This is a genomic window from Aeromonas enteropelogenes, from assembly GCF_000819845.1.
Classification (GTDB): Bacteria; Pseudomonadota; Gammaproteobacteria; order Enterobacterales; family Aeromonadaceae; genus Aeromonas; species Aeromonas enteropelogenes.
The window spans coordinates 80,863-96,725 of sequence record NZ_CDCG01000034.1 but is presented as its reverse complement, the minus strand read 5'-3'; the positions used below and the strand labels follow the sequence as shown (position 1 = coordinate 96,725).

General features: G+C 60.8%; 16 protein-coding genes and 1 tRNA gene. 6 read left to right on the top strand and 11 right to left on the bottom strand.

All coding sequences use genetic code 11. The features are described 5' to 3' along the window. Nucleotide 1: 1 nt before the first annotated feature. Nucleotides 2–1,087, top strand: a complete 1,086-nt coding sequence (locus tag BN1123_RS12225) for an EF-hand domain-containing protein (RefSeq protein ID WP_042027299.1) — start codon at nt 2–4, stop codon at nt 1,085–1,087. Nucleotides 1,088–1,150: 63 nt separating this feature from the next. On the opposite strand, the gene priA is transcribed toward BN1123_RS12225, so the two are convergent. Then, complete coding sequence (gene priA / locus BN1123_RS12220; RefSeq protein WP_082037536.1) at nt 1,151–3,358, bottom strand: primosomal protein N'; 2,208 nt, start codon at nt 3,356–3,358, stop codon at nt 1,151–1,153. 147 nt (nt 3,359–3,505) lie between these two features. On the opposite strand from priA, the gene rpmE reads away from it, so the two are divergent. Further along, nucleotides 3,506–3,721, top strand: coding sequence for a 50S ribosomal protein L31 (gene rpmE, locus BN1123_RS12215; RefSeq protein WP_005306787.1), 216 nt, complete (start codon nt 3,506–3,508; stop codon nt 3,719–3,721). An 80-nt stretch (nt 3,722–3,801) separates the two neighbouring features. Here the strand turns inward: rpmE and BN1123_RS12210 are convergent, their stop codons facing one another. Further along, complete coding sequence (locus tag BN1123_RS12210; protein WP_026456862.1) at nt 3,802–4,452, bottom strand: chromophore lyase CpcT/CpeT; 651 nt, start codon at nt 4,450–4,452, stop codon at nt 3,802–3,804. A 306-nt stretch (nt 4,453–4,758) separates the two neighbouring features. Between BN1123_RS12210 and rraA the strand changes: the two genes are divergently transcribed. Beyond that, a complete protein-coding gene (gene rraA, locus BN1123_RS12205; RefSeq protein ID WP_026456861.1) occupies nt 4,759–5,244 on the top strand; it encodes a ribonuclease E activity regulator RraA in 486 nt (161 codons plus the stop codon). 272 nt (nt 5,245–5,516) lie between these two features. Here rraA and BN1123_RS12200 read toward each other — a convergent pair whose 3' ends face one another. The 3 genes from BN1123_RS12200 to BN1123_RS12190 form a co-directional block, all read right to left on the bottom strand. Then, a complete protein-coding gene (locus BN1123_RS12200) occupies nt 5,517–6,191 on the bottom strand; it encodes a 7-cyano-7-deazaguanine/7-aminomethyl-7-deazaguanine transporter (RefSeq protein ID WP_042027298.1) in 675 nt (224 codons plus the stop codon). A 94-nt stretch (nt 6,192–6,285) separates the two neighbouring features. Then, nucleotides 6,286–6,573, bottom strand: a complete 288-nt coding sequence (locus BN1123_RS12195) for a DUF3630 family protein (protein ID WP_042027297.1) — start codon at nt 6,571–6,573, stop codon at nt 6,286–6,288. A 10-nt stretch (nt 6,574–6,583) separates the two neighbouring features. Further along, entirely contained in the window at nt 6,584–8,011 is a 1,428-nt protein-coding gene (locus BN1123_RS12190; RefSeq protein WP_042027296.1) for a protein adenylyltransferase SelO, read from the bottom strand. A gap of 103 nt (nt 8,012–8,114) precedes the next feature. On the opposite strand from BN1123_RS12190, the gene BN1123_RS12185 reads away from it, so the two are divergent. Further along, nucleotides 8,115–8,417 (top strand): c-type cytochrome, encoded by a 303-nt coding sequence (locus BN1123_RS12185; RefSeq protein WP_026456858.1) that lies wholly within the window; start codon nt 8,115–8,117, stop codon nt 8,415–8,417. 91 nt (nt 8,418–8,508) lie between these two features. Here the strand turns inward: BN1123_RS12185 and recQ are convergent, their stop codons facing one another. Next, nucleotides 8,509–10,344, bottom strand: coding sequence for an ATP-dependent DNA helicase RecQ (gene recQ, locus BN1123_RS12180; RefSeq protein ID WP_042027295.1), 1,836 nt, complete (start codon nt 10,342–10,344; stop codon nt 8,509–8,511). A gap of 132 nt (nt 10,345–10,476) precedes the next feature. Between recQ and BN1123_RS12175 the strand changes: the two genes are divergently transcribed. Beyond that, a complete protein-coding gene (locus tag BN1123_RS12175) occupies nt 10,477–10,941 on the top strand; it encodes a thioesterase family protein (RefSeq protein ID WP_042027294.1) in 465 nt (154 codons plus the stop codon). A 124-nt stretch (nt 10,942–11,065) separates the two neighbouring features. Beyond that, on the top strand, nt 11,066–11,593 hold the full coding sequence (locus tag BN1123_RS12170; protein ID WP_026457638.1) for an AbiTii domain-containing protein: 528 nt from the start codon (nt 11,066–11,068) through the stop codon (nt 11,591–11,593). 351 nt (nt 11,594–11,944) lie between these two features. On the opposite strand, the gene BN1123_RS12160 is transcribed toward BN1123_RS12170, so the two are convergent. The 5 genes from BN1123_RS12160 to potA all read right to left on the bottom strand — a co-directional run bounded on the left by BN1123_RS12160 (nt 11,945) and on the right by potA (nt 15,821). Continuing rightward, nucleotides 11,945–12,021 (bottom strand) — tRNA-Pro (locus BN1123_RS12160). Between the two features lie 154 nt (nt 12,022–12,175). After that, nucleotides 12,176–12,880, bottom strand: a complete 705-nt coding sequence (locus BN1123_RS12155) for an MOSC domain-containing protein (protein WP_042027292.1) — start codon at nt 12,878–12,880, stop codon at nt 12,176–12,178. A gap of 45 nt (nt 12,881–12,925) precedes the next feature. Further along, nucleotides 12,926–13,768 carry an ABC transporter permease subunit gene (locus tag BN1123_RS12150; protein ID WP_026457636.1) on the bottom strand — a complete coding sequence of 281 codons (843 nt, stop codon included), beginning with the start codon at nt 13,766–13,768 and terminating at the stop codon, nt 12,926–12,928. Continuing rightward, a complete protein-coding gene (locus tag BN1123_RS12145) occupies nt 13,765–14,670 on the bottom strand; it encodes an ABC transporter permease subunit (protein ID WP_042027291.1) in 906 nt (301 codons plus the stop codon). The genes BN1123_RS12150 and BN1123_RS12145 overlap by 4 nt, the downstream gene beginning before the upstream one ends. Beyond that, nucleotides 14,667–15,821: a polyamine ABC transporter ATP-binding protein gene (gene potA, locus BN1123_RS12140; RefSeq protein WP_026457327.1), complete on the bottom strand. Its 1,155-nt coding sequence runs from the start codon at nt 15,819–15,821 to the stop codon at nt 14,667–14,669. The genes BN1123_RS12145 and potA overlap by 4 nt, the downstream gene beginning before the upstream one ends. Between the last annotated feature and the right edge of the window lie 42 nt (nt 15,822–15,863).

The following is a 15,863-nucleotide window of genomic DNA, read 5'->3' as shown; positions in this document are numbered from 1 at the left end:
GATGCGCATCGATCACTACGACCTCCAGGGGGAGGTGCAATACCAGCAGCAACAGGCGCAGGCCCGCAAGGTACGCAACCTGGGGCCCGCGGCTGCGGCTATCAATCCGGCAGGCACGCAAACGCCCGCCACCACCAGCGAGGCGCACACCAGCCTCACGCTGACACAGACCGGCGCCCTGACACTGCAAGGGGCCAACCGCGCCACCACCAGTCAGCCGCAGGCCACCCCCACTCCAGCGCTGGCCAAACCCGCCGAAACCGGCAAGAGCGAGGAACAGGACGGCATCCCCAACGACGGGCTCGACAACCGCCAGCGCCTCATCAAGCTGATGATCGAAGCCATGGTCGGCCACGAGATCGAGGTGCCCGACCCTATCCAGCAGAGCCATCAGGAGGGGGTAGCTGCCACTCAAAGAGGGTCAACCGGCCAGGCTGCCAGTCAGGATCAAGTAGTGGAGGTGACCGACACCCTGCTGCAACAGGAACAACTCAAGGTGATCGCATCGGCCAGCGTCCAGACCAACGATGGCCAGACCCTGCAGCTGGATCTGGGCTTTGTACTCGACTGGCGTCAGCTGGAGGTGAGCCAGCGCCGCACCACCCTGAATGCCCTCAAGGATCCGCTGGTGCTCAGCCTGGACGGCAAGATAGCCGATCTGACCGACGCCCGGGTCAATTTCGATATCGATCAGGATGGCAAGGCGGACAGCCTGCCTGGCCTCGGCGAGGGGAGTGGCTTCATGGCGCTGGATCGCAACGGCAACGGCACCATAGACGATGGCGGCGAGCTGTTTGGCGCCCGCTCCGGCAACGGCTTCAGTGAGCTGGCGGCCCTGGATGAAGATGGCAACGGGGTGCTGGATGGGCGGGACAGCCAGTTCTCGGCGCTGCAGTTCTGGCAGCCGGAGCAGGCCCCCATCGCCTTGGTGAAGCTGGGGATCGGCGCCATCCTGCTGCGCCCCCTCGATACCCCCTTCAACCACCTTGGCGAGAGCGGCAGTCAGGGGGTGTTGCGCCAGTCCGGCCTCTATGTGACCGAACAAGGCAAGGGAGGCTGGGTACAGCAGATCGATCTGAGGGTCTGAACCCGGATGCAAGATCGCAAGTTTGGCCACTGACGAGACATGCCAGTGACCGCTTGAACCGGCTTAGCTCAGCTCGGTGGGATCGATATCCAGACTCCAACGCACCTTTTTGGTCTCGGGCCAGCCCTCCAGCTCCTTCACCGCCCAATCCAGCAGCTGGGCCAGGGTTGCCCGGCTGGGCCCCTGCACCAGCAACTGCATGCGGAACTTACCCGCCTTGCGCTCCATAAAACCGCTGATGGGCCCGAGCACCTGCAGATGGGGATAACGGGCGCTGCGTAGCGTCTCGGCGAGACGGGTAAGAAACAGCTGCACCTCGTCACGGCCGTTGGCCTCGGCCCGAAACAGCCCCTGATAGCTGAACGGGGGCAGCCCCAGCAGGCGGCGCTCTTTCAACGCCGTGTCGGCAAAGTGGCCGTAGCCATTCTGGGTCAGGTCCTGCAGCAGGGCGTGTTCCGGATGGTGGCTCTGCAGCACTACCAGCCCCGGCTTGCTGGCGCGACCTGCCCGGCCCGCCACCTGGGTGTAGAGCTGGGCCAGCTTCTCGGCGGCCCGAAAATCGGCGCTGAACAGGGCGCCATCCACATCCAGCAGTCCTACCAATGTCACGTCCGGAAAGTGATGGCCCTTGGCCAGCATCTGGGTGCCGATCAGGATCTTGTACTTGCCCGCCTTGATGTCGCCGAGATGGGTCTCCAGCTCCCCCTTGCGACGGGTGTTGTCCCGATCGATGCGCACCACAGGGTATTGCGGAAAAACCGTGGTGAGCAGTTGCTCGAGCTGCTCGGTGCCGACACCGGAGCCGATCAGTTCGCTGCTGCCACACTCGGGACAATGGTGGGGTAAAGGACGAATACTGTCGCAGTGATGACAGTGCAGGCGCCGGCCGGCCTGGTGCCAGGTGTACCAGGCATCGCACCGCTCGCAGGCGGCGCTCCAGCCACATTGATGGCAGATGAGGGCCGGCGCATAGCCGCGGCGATTGAGAAACAGCATCACCTGATTGCCGGCCGCCAAATGTTCCGCCATCAGCTGCTCCAGCTGGGGCGAAAGCCCGGCCTGCAGTCGCACGTTCTTGATGTCCAGGATCACCTGGCGAGCAGTCTGAGCGTTACCGGCGCGGCGGGTCAGGCTGAGGTGGAGATACTTGCCGCTGCGGGCGTTGTGCAGCGTCTCCAATGAGGGAGTGGCCGAACCGAGCAGGATGGGAATGCCGGCACGATGGGCCCGCATCACGGCGAGATCCCGCGCGTGGTAGCGAAAGCCGTCCTGCTGTTTGAAGGAGCCGTCGTGCTCCTCGTCGATGATGATGATGCCGAGGTTGTGGAACGGGGTGAACACCGCGGAGCGGGTACCGATCAGGATGGCGGCGCCCCCGTCGCGGCAGGCGAGCCAGGCGTCGAGACGCTCCCTGTCGTTCATGGCGGAGTTCATCGCCACCACGGGCACGTTGAAGCGGCGGCGAAAGCGATTGATGGTCTGCGGGGTGAGGCCGATCTCCGGCACCATCACCAGCGCCTGCTTGCCCGCCTTGAGCAGGGGTTCGAGGATGCTCAAATAGACTTCGGTCTTGCCGGAGCCGGTGATGCCATCCAGCAAAAAGGCGCCGAACTTGTCGCTCTGGCTGGTGACGGCGGAGACTGCCAGCGCCTGCTCGCCGTTGAGGCGCAGCCCCTCGCCCGGCTCAAAACGGGCGGCCCAGTCACCGTCGTGGCTCGGCTCCAGGCTGCGCTTCTCCAGCAGCCCCTTCTTCTCCAGCGCAGTGAGGGCAGCGCTCTGGATCTCCTCCTGCTTGAGGGCGGAGGGGGTCTGCGGCCCCTTGCGCAGCAGGGCAAGGGCCTGCTGCTGCTTGGCAGCCCGCTTGAGCTCGTTGAGATCGACTGCCATACCGGCCTCGGTCGCAAACCAGAACTCCAGCTCCCGATAGGCGGCGGGCTCTCCCTTGCGCACCAGCACCGGTAGAGCGTGGGGCAATACCTCGCCCAGCGGATGCTGGTAATAGCTGGCGCTCCAGGCCATCAGTGCCAGTATGTCCGGCCCCAGCACCGGCGTCGCATCGAGTACGCGCTTGATGGGCTTGAGCTTGCTGCGAGGCACCTGGCTCTCGGCCGGGTGATCCACCACCAGACCAACCAGAGTCTGGGGGCCGAAAGGGATCTCGACCCGGCAACCGGGTTCGGGCAGAGGCAGGGGGGAGAGATAGTCGAAATGACGGCGTAACGGCACCGGCACAGCCACACGAACCAGATCCAGCGTTTGGGAAGAATTCACCAGGGGTTGCCTATTTTTTCTGCGAAGCCACTTGCCTGATCTCAGGCATTTCCTATATTATTCGCAGCCTTTGAAACTGTGTTCAACAATCGTGTGGTGTCCGACAAGAGATCGGATGGCGACACGGCCTATTAATTGAGGTTGTCCATGAAAGCTGGTATCCATCCTGACTACGTAGCCATCACCGCCAAGTGCTCTTGCGGTAACGTCATCAACACTTTCTCTACCGTTGGTAAAGATCTGAACCTGGACGTGTGCTCCGAGTGCCACCCGTTCTACACCGGCAAGCAGAAAGAAGTTTCTAGCGGCGGCCGCGTAGACAAGTTCAACAAGCGTTTCGGTGCGATGACCACCAAGAAGTAATCTTACTTCTGAAGAATTCTGAAAAAGGCGCCCGATGGGCGCCTTTTTTACATCCCAAATTCACCCACCCGATAATCGGATCATTGTCCCCGTTCCTCGCTTCGGCGCAGATAGACGTATCCCTCTCCCGGACTGCCCCAGCGCGCCTTGCCTTTCAGATCATATGCCCGATCCAGCAGCCTGACGCTGTTCGGCCCAATCCAGATATGCTGTACCAGGGTCGCGGCCCCGCCAAAGTTGGTGGCGCAGTGACCGACCCGGGTATGGCCGGCATATTCGCCGGCGGAGGTGCGCGCCAGCCAGATCTCGCACCCCTGACGCAAGGAGAGCTGTTGCGGGGTCAGAGAATCGAGCAAGGCAGGGTTGTGCCAGGCACCGGCAAAATCGGTCGCCATCGGCATGGTCAGCTCGGCCATCAGGATGCGTCCGTCAGGAGCAGGCGAGAAGCGGTAGATGCGCTGGCGAAAAGGGCGCACCGCACGCTGGGTCAGATATTGCTCGGCATATACCCAGCGATAGCCCTGACGGCCGCGCCAGATCTCCATCAGCCGCAGCTCGGCGCTGGTAAAGCGGCTATCATAGCTGGCCTGCTCCTTGCTCGAGAACTCTCCGCTGAACCAGGAAAGCAAGGGCTCCATGCTCGACGTGGGCGAACCATTCCCGGGGGATGTTCCTGCCAACGCCAGACAGGAGCAGAGCAGCCCGAGCACGGCCGCCAGCAACTTTGCCATCGAATCCTTCCGAATCATCATAGTGGCGGCGATTATATGAGCGAATCCCGTCAATAACAGCCATCAGGATCAAATCCTGGCCACTCTGGGGCAAAAACCTTGCGGGAAGAGACATACGGGTATGATGAAAACCCCCTTCCCCGCCAATCTTGACCGACCAGACAAGAAAGCGACACCGGCTGGCAACATGGTGCAGGTGCTGGCACAAAAGCGGGAGCGTGCCAACCTGTTCAAGGAATATTCATTGAAATGCCGGGCCCACTCCTTATACTGGATCCACCTGTTTCCGGCGGTGGATTTGACACAATGGAATACAACACTTCAGAACTGTGCGACATCTATCAGGATATGGTGGATGTGCTCGAACCCATGCTCTGCTCCTTCGGCGGCCGCGCCTCTTTCGGCGGCGTCATCACCACGGTCAAATGCTTCGAATCGAACGGCCTGATCCGTGAAATCGTCAAAGAGAACGGCGTCGGCCGCGTGTTGCTGATCGATGGCGGCGGCTCCATGCGCCGCGCCCTGATAGACAGCGAGATCGCCACCACGGCGGCCGAAAACGAATGGGAAGGGATCGTCTGCTACGGCTGCGTGCGCGAAGTCGACATCCTGGAAGATCTGGATATCGGCATTCAGGCACTGGCGGCTATTCCCGTGGGTGCCGACAGCAAGGACGTAGGCGAGACAGATCTGCCGGTCAACTTTGGTGGTGTCACCTTCCTGCCGGATGACCATCTCTACGCGGATACGACCGGGGTGATCCTCTCCCCCGAGGCGCTCGATATCGAGTAAGCCGCAACCAGAGTGACAACGGGAGCCAAGGCTCCCGTTTTTTATGGCCGCTTTTCGCCAGACGCAGACAAAAAAAGAGGGCCAGTAAAAACTGGCCCTTTAACTGGAAGCAATGTGAGCAATGTCGTGCCTTCACAAGAAGTCCATCACGTTGGAACAAATGAAGTCTTTCCCGGAAAACAAGTTAACAATAATCATTCTCATTTAACTGTGCAACCCTTATTTGCCAAAAAAGCAAAAAAATTGACCACCGCTAAGGGTGGTCAATTTCGTCAGGCTTGTCGTGTGGCCGTCTGCAGGCTGGCCAATCCAGCCTCGCCCACCAGCTTACGGCTGAGGTAACGCAGCAATACACCATAGAGCGGAACGAACAACCCCAGGCTTATCAGCAGCTTGAATACATAGTCCACGGTCGCGATCTCGACCCAGTGTTCAGCCATGAAGGGGTCCGTGCTGCGCCAGAAGGCGATGCTGAAGAAAGTGATAGTATCCACCAGATTGCCAAACAGGGTGGAGGCAGCCGGCGCAATCCACCAGTGCTTGAGCAGCCGCAACCGGTTGAACACCACCACGTCCATGAACTGCCCCACCAGATAGGCCATAAAGCTGGCCAGGGCGATGCGTGCCACAAACAGGTTGAACTCGGCCAGATGGCTGACCCCCTGGAAGCTCCCTTCAAAGAAGAGCACCGAGAGCACATAGGAGATAGCCAGAGCGGGCAACATCACGGTCTGGATGATCTTGCGCGCCAGGCCGGCACCGAAGATCCGCACCGTCAGATCGGTAGCCAAAAAGATAAACGGGAAGCTGAACGCACCCCAGGTAGTGTGAAAGCCGAAGATGGTGATCGGCAGCTGAACCAGATAGTTGCTGCTGGCAATGATCAGGATGTGGAACAACGAGAGACGCACCAGCGCCGTCTGGTGCTGAGCAGGGGTCAGATTCATATTGTGACCTTTTTGGTTAATGGGGTTAGGGAACCCATACCGCCACCATTGGCGATAATTGAGGGGCGGCATTATACCGCCCCCTATCGATAGTTCAATCTTTATGCTGTTCAGCAAGCCAGAACAGCACCTCCTGATCGGCCGGGTGAACCGCGGTCAGCCAGCAACCGCTGTAGTGTTCATACTCGAGTCGCAGCCGACTGCCTTCAAATTCCAGCAGCCAGCTGTGGCGGTCTGCCCCCCATTCCCGTTCGATCACAACCAGCTCCCACGCGGCCAGCAACAACTCGGCACGGGCGGGAAAGTTGTCCCACTCAAGCCCATCACACGCCAGCATCACCACGCCGGCCTCCGTATCTGTCTGTGTAATGCGCCAGTTCATCCCTTGCCTCTCAACTGCTGCACGACAGCTCGCCACCGCAATACCAGCTGGCAATCGGCGTGGCGAGCTCCTCATATTCAGGGTGTTCATCATAGGGATTTTGCAAGGCGGCAAACAGCCGCTCAAACGGCATCATATCCCCTCGCTCTGCAGCCTCTATCACCTGCTGGGCCAGGGCATTGCGCAGCACATATTTCGGATTGACCGCATCCATCTTCGTCTTGCGGACAGCATCCTCGCTCCCCTCCCGGGCTAGGCGCTCACGATAGTCCGTCAACCATCCCTGCCAGGCGGCAGGATCCGGCAACAAGGCTAGCAGGGAGGCGGGCCACTCCCCCTGTCGGGTCAGTTCGCCCAGCCGGCGCAAGAACAGGTGGTAATCCACCTTGTGTGCCGCCAGCAGTCGGAACAGCTCACGAAACAGCGCCGGATCCTCCTCTTCCCACACCGCCAGCCCCAGCTTGGCGCGCATCAGCTCGGAGTAGTGCAGCATCAGCTGGTGCTCGTACTGAGCTAGGGCCGACGCCAGCGCGTCGCCATCGACGTGACCGGCCAGCGCCTGGGCCAACTTCTGCAGGTTCCAGTAGCCAACCGCCGGCTGCTGATCCAGCGCATAGCGACCACCCGGATCCGAGTGGTTGCAGACAAAGTCCGGCACATAGGCATCGATGAAGCCGTAGGGGCCGTAATCCAGGGTCAGCCCGAGCAGCGACATGTTGTCGGTGTTGAGCACCCCGTGACAGAAACCTGCCGCCTGCCACTTGGCGATGAGCCGCGCTGTGCGGCGCACCACTTCGGCAAACAGCTCGGCACCATTGGCCAGCTCGGGGAAATGGTGGCGCAGCAGATAATCGATAAGGGCCGGGATCTTCTCTCCCTGCCCGCTCCAGGCGAAATACTCGATGTGGCCGAAGCGCAGGTGGCTGGAGGCGGTACGCAGCACGGTCGCCCCCGTCTCCACCTGTTCCCGATAAACGGGCTCCTGGCTACCCACCAGCACCAGCGCCCGGGTAGTCGGGATGCCGAGGGCATGGAGCGCCTCGGAGGCCAGATACTCGCGAATGCTGGAGCGCAGCACGGCACGACCATCGCCAAAGCGGGAGAAGGGTGTCTTGCCCGCCCCTTTCAGATGCAGATCCCAGCGCTGGCCATCCGGCGCCAGTTGTTCTCCCAGCAGCAGTGCCCGTCCGTCACCAAGGCGCGGACTGTAACCGCCGAACTGATGGCCCGCATAGACCTGGGCCACCGGCTGCATGCCGGGCAAAGGCTGCCCATGACCACAGCAGGCCAGCCAGTCGGCCTCGCTCACCGCCCCCAGCCCCAGCTCGCCGAGCAGCGCACGGTTGAGGTGCAGCAGGCCGGGGGCATGCAGTGGTTGGGGGGCGACGGGCTCGCAGGCCCAGGGCAGTTCGGTGGCAAAAGTGTTGATCAACTTCATGGTGATGCGGGTCGTCCCTGCGTATGCTCGTGTCACTCTTTATACCGCCCCCGGCCATTTCCGGCTAACAGGCGATCGCGTATTTCATATCAAGGAGAAGAAGATGCAGAAATGGGTGTATGCCCTGCCTTTGCTGGCTCTGGCCTGGGGACACAACGCCAGGGCGGCGGATATCGAGGCTGGCAAGGCCAAGGCTGCGGTGTGCGCCGCCTGCCACGGCGTCGCAGGCAAGGCGAGCGTGCCGGTTTATCCTCACCTGGCGGGCCAACAGGAGGCCTATCTGTTGAAACAGCTGAAAGCCTTCAAGGATGGCAGTCGCAAGGAGCCACTGATGGTTCCCTTCATGGCCCCGCTCAGCGAGGCGGACATGGAAAACCTGGCGGCCTATTACGCCAGCCTGAAATAATTCACGGCGTCCGGATAATGGGCTCCTTCCCCCTGATGTGCCCCCTCCCGGCCTGAGTCTGCCGCAGTCGATGATGCTTCGCTAATCAACCCTAGCGCCGGCAGTAGTCGATGATCAGGTCCATAAAGGCTTCACCGAAGCGTTCCAGCTTGCGATGGCCGACGCCGTTGATCGCCAGCATTTCGTCTTCGGTCATCGGCATGAGCTGTGCCATCTCCACCAGGGTCGCATCGTTGAACACCACGTAGGGAGGCACCTCTTCATCCTCGGCGATCTGTTTGCGCAGGGCGCGCAGCTCCTTGAACAGCCGCTTGTCGTAGTTGGCGTTGTCGAGCAGGCCGTTGCGCTTCTCCTTGCGACTGGAGATGGGCTGCAGGCGGGGTACCGCCAGTTCCAGCTTCACCTCGCCGCGCAGCACGGGGCGGGCCGCCTCGGTCAGCTGCAACACCAGGTTGCGGGTGATGTTCTGGGTCAGCAGGCCTTTGTGGATCAGCTGGCGGATCACGCTCATCCAGTATTCGTGGCTCTGATCCTTGCCGATGCCATAGGTCGACAGCTTGTCGTGACCGTGATCCTTGATGCGCTGGTTCAGCGACCCGCGCAGCACCTCCACCACATAGCCCACCCCGAAGTTCTGCCCCACCCGCCAGACGCAGGAGAGTGCCTTCTGGGCGTCTTCGGTGCCGTCATAGCTCTTCGGCGGATCGAGGCAGATGTCGCAGTTGCCGCACGGCTTGTCGTTGTACTCCCCGAAGTAGTTGAGCAGCACCTGGCGACGGCAGGTCTGCGCCTCGGCGAAGGCCGCCATCACGTTGAGCTTGTACTGCTCCACCTGCAGCTGCTGGGGGTTCTCGATGTTGTCGAGCAGGCGCCGCACCCGGCCGATGTCGGCGGGATCGTAGAGCAGCAGCGCCTCCGCCGGGGTGCCGTCACGGCCGGCCCGGCCTGTCTCCTGGTAGTAGGATTCGATGTTCTTGGGGATGTCGTAGTGCACCACGAAACGCACGTTGGGCTTGTCGATGCCCATGCCGAACGCCACCGTCGCCACCACTATCTCCACGTCATCCTTGAGGAAGGCTTCCTGGGTCTGCTGGCGCAGCGCCAGCGGCAGGCCGGCATGATAGGGTGCCGCCTTGCAGCCGTGGCGGGAGAGGCGCTCCGCGACCTCCTCCACCCGGTTGCGGCTGGAGCAGTAGACGATGCCGCAGTTGCCCTTCTGGCTCTGCACATAGCGCAGCAACTGCTCCGCCGCCTTGAACTTCTCCACCAGGCTGTAGCGGATATTGGGCCGATCGAAGCTGGCAGTGTGGATAAAGGGATCGCTCAGTTCCAGGCGGTGCAGCATGTCGCTGCGGGTCGCCTCGTCGGCGGTGGCGGTGAGCGCCACCACGGGCACCTGGGGGAACCACTGCTTGAGCCGCCCGAGCGCCGCGTATTCCGGCCGAAAATCGTGCCCCCACTGGGAGACGCAATGGGCCTCGTCGATGGCGAACAGACCGAGCGGCAGTTCGGCCAGCCGGTCCATGAACTCGTGCTGCAGCAAGCGCTCGGGGGAAACATAAACCAGTTTGATCTCGCCGCGGCGCATGGCGGCAAAGTTCTGGATCATCTCCTCCCGGCTCAGGGCCGAGTTGATATAGGCCGCCGCCACGCCGTTGGCACGCAGGGTGTCGACCTGATCCTTCATCAACGAGATGAGGGGTGAGACCACCACCCCGAGCCCCGGTCGCAGCAGCGCCGGGATCTGGTAGCAGAGCGATTTGCCGCCGCCAGTGGGCTTGAGCACCAGGGCATCGCGCCCCGCCACTATCTGCTCGATGATCTCGAGCTGACCCGGCCGAAATTGCTGATAGCCGAAGACCGCTTGCAGCAGGGCTAGCGGTGTCTCTGGCTGAGGGTCAGGCAGGGTTTCGGCAATCGCAGTCATGGGCTCTCCTTTGGGGTCGCCATTCTAAAGCAGCCGCCGCCCACAATAAACCTGCCATTGCGACTGTTAAGGAAGTGTTGCAGACTGGCTGGAGTTTTTACTCGGCTTTGCTGACAGGGATCGGGATCAAGGATGAAACAGATGCTCAAGAAGATGGCGCTCAGTGGCATTGCCAACCTGTTCGCCGAGAAGATGCCGTTCAACAAGCTGATCGGCATGCAGGTGACCCACTACGACTTCGACAAGGTGGAGCTGCGCATCAGGATGGACGAGAAGCTCATCGGCAACCCCTTCCACAACATTTTGCACGGCGGCGTCACCGCCAGCCTGCTGGACGTGGCGGGCGGCATGATAGTCGCCGCCTCCTGCATCGACGAGCTGGAGGATTTCTCCCCCAGCTACCTCAAGGAGCGCTTCTCCCGCCTCGGCACCATCGATCTGCGGGTGGACTATCTGCGCCCGGGCCGGGGCAACGAGTTCATCGCTACTGCCCACATCATCCGCGCTGGCAGCAAGGTCGCCGTTGCCCGTATGGAGCTGCACAACGAGGAGGGGACCCATATCGCCTTCGGAACCGGTACCTATCTGGTTGGATGAGCCCGCTTAATGCATAAAAACCACTCTGTTAATCCACTTTTAATCATTAGATTCCTTACCCCCTCCGCCCGATAAAGAGCCATACTGAGATCCGGGATTGTTTGCAGAGGGAGGATTGCAGGCGATGAGTGCGAAACTGGCGACCACACCATCCAGAGCCTTGTTGATGCGTATCGAGTCCATGCTCGACGAGGTGCAGACACCCGAGTGTCGTCACTGGCTGGAACAGGAGCTTGAGGGCTATGCGCTCTCCTCGCCCTTGCCCTGGTATCGCATCGTTCCCTGCCGGCAACGCGGTCACTTTTTGGATCTGAAGACGGGAAAATATTTGACCTGTCATATCAACAGTCAAACGCTATGCCAACGCGATCTGGCCCAAATTCAGTTCATCTATGCCCGTGAGCCCGCCGCCCACTATTTGCTGCAACGCAATTCCGGTATTGAGCCCTGGCCAGAACAGCTGCTGGAAGATTATCAGGAGCAGCTGATCCCCGGCCATCTATGCCTGCAAGCCTGGCATGAGCCCGTGATTTCATTACGTGCACAACTGATGGAGGGAATCGAACATTTCATTAGTGAGTACCCCAAGCACGCGGCCTTGCAACCTCAGCACAGCTTCAAGGCATTGCGGCATCAGCACTGGCATATCTGAGTAAGCGCCTGGCGCGCAAGGAGGGCACGATAGACAAGACCCATAGCGAGATTGCCACAATCTGAGAGTGCCGGAGTCAGGATCAGACTCCACCCATGGGCCACCGGGCGGTGGCCCTTTTCATGCCTGCTGCAATCCCCCTCAGCACTCGTCCACTTCTTGTGACCGCAAAATACAGTCATGACTCAACCATCATCGGCAGTGCTCAGCCCGGGAATGCCCCAGATATTCCGGATGCGGAACTAGATGGCCCAAGCTACGTCAGGAAAGAGAAGCTGCCGGCTGGCAGAGAGAAGAAAAGCGGAGAGTATAAATGCGAAAAGGCCGCTCATTGAGCGGCCTTTTCAAAAGTGGTCGGTGTGAGAGGATTCGAACCTCCGACCCCTTCGTCCCGAACGAAGTGCGCTACCAAGCTGCGCTACACACCGATGTCTGCGGGACGGGAATTTACCGAAAGCCCCGACCCGACACAAGCCTTTTTTGCATTAAAAGGGAAAAAAACTGCCGTTCGCTCAACTATTCAGCGTTTTACGCACGAGTTTACCGGAATGCAGCCAGGCGATGACATTCCGGCAACCGGGCTCAAGGCAACTGCAGCGATTCGGGCCCCAGTAGACGGGGTCGCCAGTCAGCCACCATCCCGTGCTCCAGCCAGCTAGCCGCATTCTGACGCCAGTTGGGTGACAGCGCCGGGTTCTCCAGCAACAGCAGTAGATCGGCTTCGTTGCGTACCTGATTGAACAGGATATCGGCGGTGCGCTTCACCGTCAGCTCTGGATAGGGCCTGTCCACCAGCTCCAGAGTCTGATCCGGTGCGACCATGCCCTCCTCCAGCACCCGCAGCAACCAGCCACAGCGACCACTGAGCTGCATCACCTGGGACATCTGACCATAGCCAAAGCGCTGGTTGAGTTTGAAACAGGGCGATCTGGGCTGACTTATCTGGATCAGTGCCTCGCCGAGTCGATAGACGTCGCCGATGCAGGCCTGTGCTTCGGTCAGCCCGACACCGGAGAGATTCTCGCCAAAGGCGGCGGGTTGCCATGGCGTTTTGGGTGCAGGCAAGCCCAGCGCGGTTTGCCAGGTCTGCCACCAGGGGTAGTGATCGGCGGGATAGTAGTGCAGCGCCCGATCCGGGCCGCCATGATGACGTTGATCGCTTTGCTCATCCCCCTCCAGTCCAAGCTGGCCGCAAAACAGCGGCGCCGTGGCGGGGTGTTTGTGGATGGCTGTCGTGAGACCGGGCACCAGTTCGGCACCACGGCCGGTAAAGAGAGAGATCCGCATACTCATCCTCCGAATTGACGAGAGTAGGCGGATCTTAACACGAGGTCAGGCGACAGCCTGCATCTGGGCTGTCATGGCGATCTCGGCGCGGCGGCGTTTCTCCGCCTTGGCCATCAGATACCAACTGCCAAAGGTAAACAGGGATACCGACAGCAGGATCAGGCTGGCCACCGCGTTGATCTCGGGTTTCACACCGAGACGCACCGCCGAGAAGACCTCCATCGGCAACGTGGTCGAGCCCGGGCCGGAGACGAAACTTGCCAGCACCAGATCGTCAAGCGACAGGGCAAACGACATCATGCCGCCCGCCGCCAGCGAGGGGGCGATCATCGGGATGGTGATCAGGAAGAACACCTTCCAGGGTTTGGCCCCCAGATCCATGGCCGCCTCCTCAATGGAGAGATCCAGTTCCCGCAACCTGGCCGACACCACGATCGCCACATAGGCGGTACAGAAGGTGGTGTGGGCAATCCAGATGGTCACCATGCCCCGCTCTGCGGGCCAGCCCACCAGCTGGGCCATGGCCACGAACAACAGCAGCAGGGAGAGACCGGTGATCACCTCGGGCATCACCAACGGCGCCGTCACCATGCCGCCGAACATGGTCCGGCCGCGGAAGTGAGGGATCCGGGTCAACACAAAGGCCGCCACCGTCCCCAGCGCCACCGCCGCAATCGCGGTGTAGAAGGCGATCTCCAGCGAGCGCAGCACTGAACCTATCAGCTGCTTGTTGTCCAGCAGGCCGAAGTACCACTTCAGCGACCAGCCACCCCATACGGTTACCAGCTTGGAGGCGTTGAAGGAGTAGATCACCATGATGACCATGGGCAGGTAGATGAACAGCAGACCCAGCCACAGCATCAATTTGGCAAAACCGAAACGCTTCATGCTTTACCCTCCAGCTCTTTGGCCTGGTTGCGGTTGAACAGGATAATGGGGACGATCAGCACCGCCAGCATCACCACCGCCAGGGCAGAGGCCACCGGCCAGTCACGGTTGTTGAAGAACTCCTGCCACAGCACTTTACCAATCATCAGAGTCTCGGGGCCGCCCAGCAGTTCCGGAATCACGAACTCACCCACCACAGGGATGAACACCAGCATGCAGCCGGCGATGATGCCGTTCTTGGAGAGCGGTACCGTGATCTGCCAGAAACGGGTGAGGTTGCGGGCACCGAGATCGGAAGCCGCCTCCAGCAAGCTCTGGTCGTGCTTGACCAGGTTGGCGTAGAGCGGCAGCACCATGAACGGCAGGTAGGAGTAAACGATGCCGATGTAGACCGCCAGGTTGGTGTTGAGGATCTGCAGCGGCTCGTCGATGAGGCCTATCCCCATCAGCAGGCTGTTGAGCAGGCCGTTGTTGCTGAGGATGCCCATCCAGGCGTAGACCCGGATCAGGATCGCGGTCCAGGTCGGCATCATGATGAGCAGCAGCAGAACGGTCTGGGTCTCCTTGTTGGCCCGCGCGATGGCATAGGCCATCGGATAACCGATCAGCAGACAGAGCAGGGTGCTGATGAAGGCCATCTTGAGGGAGCCAAGATAGGCAGCGATATAGAGCTCATCTTCCCGCAGCAGCAGGTAGTTGCCCATGTTGAGCAGTATGGTGAGCTGGTTGTCGGCCCAGCTCACCACATCGGTGTAAGGCGGGATCGCCACATCTGCTTCGGCGAAGCTTATCTTCACTACGATGATGAAGGGCAGCAGGAAGAAGAGGAACAGCCAGAAGAACGGGATGCCGATCACCAACTGGCGCCCGCCCAATATCTTCAGTCGTTTCAATGCATTCATGATTGCAGCACCACGCCGCTGTCATCTTCCCAGTAGAGGAACACCTGGTCATCCCAGGTCGGCCGCTTGCCGTGGCGTTCGGCGTTGGCGATGAAAGCCTGAACGATCTTGCCCGAGGGCAGCTGGATGTAATAGACGGAGTGGCCGCCCAGATAGGCGATGTCATAGACCTCGCCCTTGGTCCAGTTGAAATCGGGGTGCTCGATCTCGACCGGTTTTTGCAGGCTCATCAGCAGCTTCTCCGGCCGCAGGGCATAGGTCACCTTCTTGTTCTCGGCGCGGGAGCTGATGCCATGGCCCACATAGATGGGTTGCTCCAGATCCGCACAGGCAATGGTGGCGTGGTCCTGCTCATCTTCCACCAGCATGCCGTCAAACAGGTTGACGTTGCCGATGAACTCGCACACCAGCCGGCTGGCCGGGGTCTCGTAGATATCCATCGGGCTGCCGATCTGCTCAATGCAACCGAGATGCATGATGGCGATCCGCTCGGCCATGGTCATGGCCTCTTCCTGATCGTGGGTCACCATGACACAGGTCACGCCGACCCGTTCGATGATCTCCACCAGCTCCAGCTGCATCTGGGAACGCAGCTTCTTGTCCAGTGCCCCCATGGGTTCGTCCAGCAGCAGCAGCTTGGGGCGCTTGGCCAGGGAACGAGCCAGGGCCACCCGCTGACGCTGACCACCTGAGAGCTGGTGCGGCTTGCGGCGGGCATACTGGGTCATCTGCACCAGCTTGAGCATCTCCTCCACCCGGGCATCGATCTCGGCCCTGGGCAGGCCATCCTGCTTGAGACCGAAGGCGATGTTCTGCGCCACCGTCATGTGGGGGAACAGGGCATAAGACTGGAACATCATGTTGATGGGGCGCTCGTAGGGCGGCATGTCGGTGATGTCGACCCCGTCGAGGAACAGACGTCCCTCGGTGGGGCGCTCGAACCCGGCCAGCATCCGCAACAGGGTGGATTTACCCGAACCGGACCCTCCGAGCAGGGCGAAGATTTCGCCCTTGTGGATGTTGAGCGACACATTGTCGACCGCCAGCGTTTCATCGAACTGCTTGCTGACCCGATCGATCTTGACCAGCACTTCTTTGCGCTGCTGACTGCCCTCGAGGGCTTTCTTGTAGGCACTGGAGGCTATCGCCATTACCAAACTCCCAAGCGTGACACCGACCAGAGGGTCGATTCA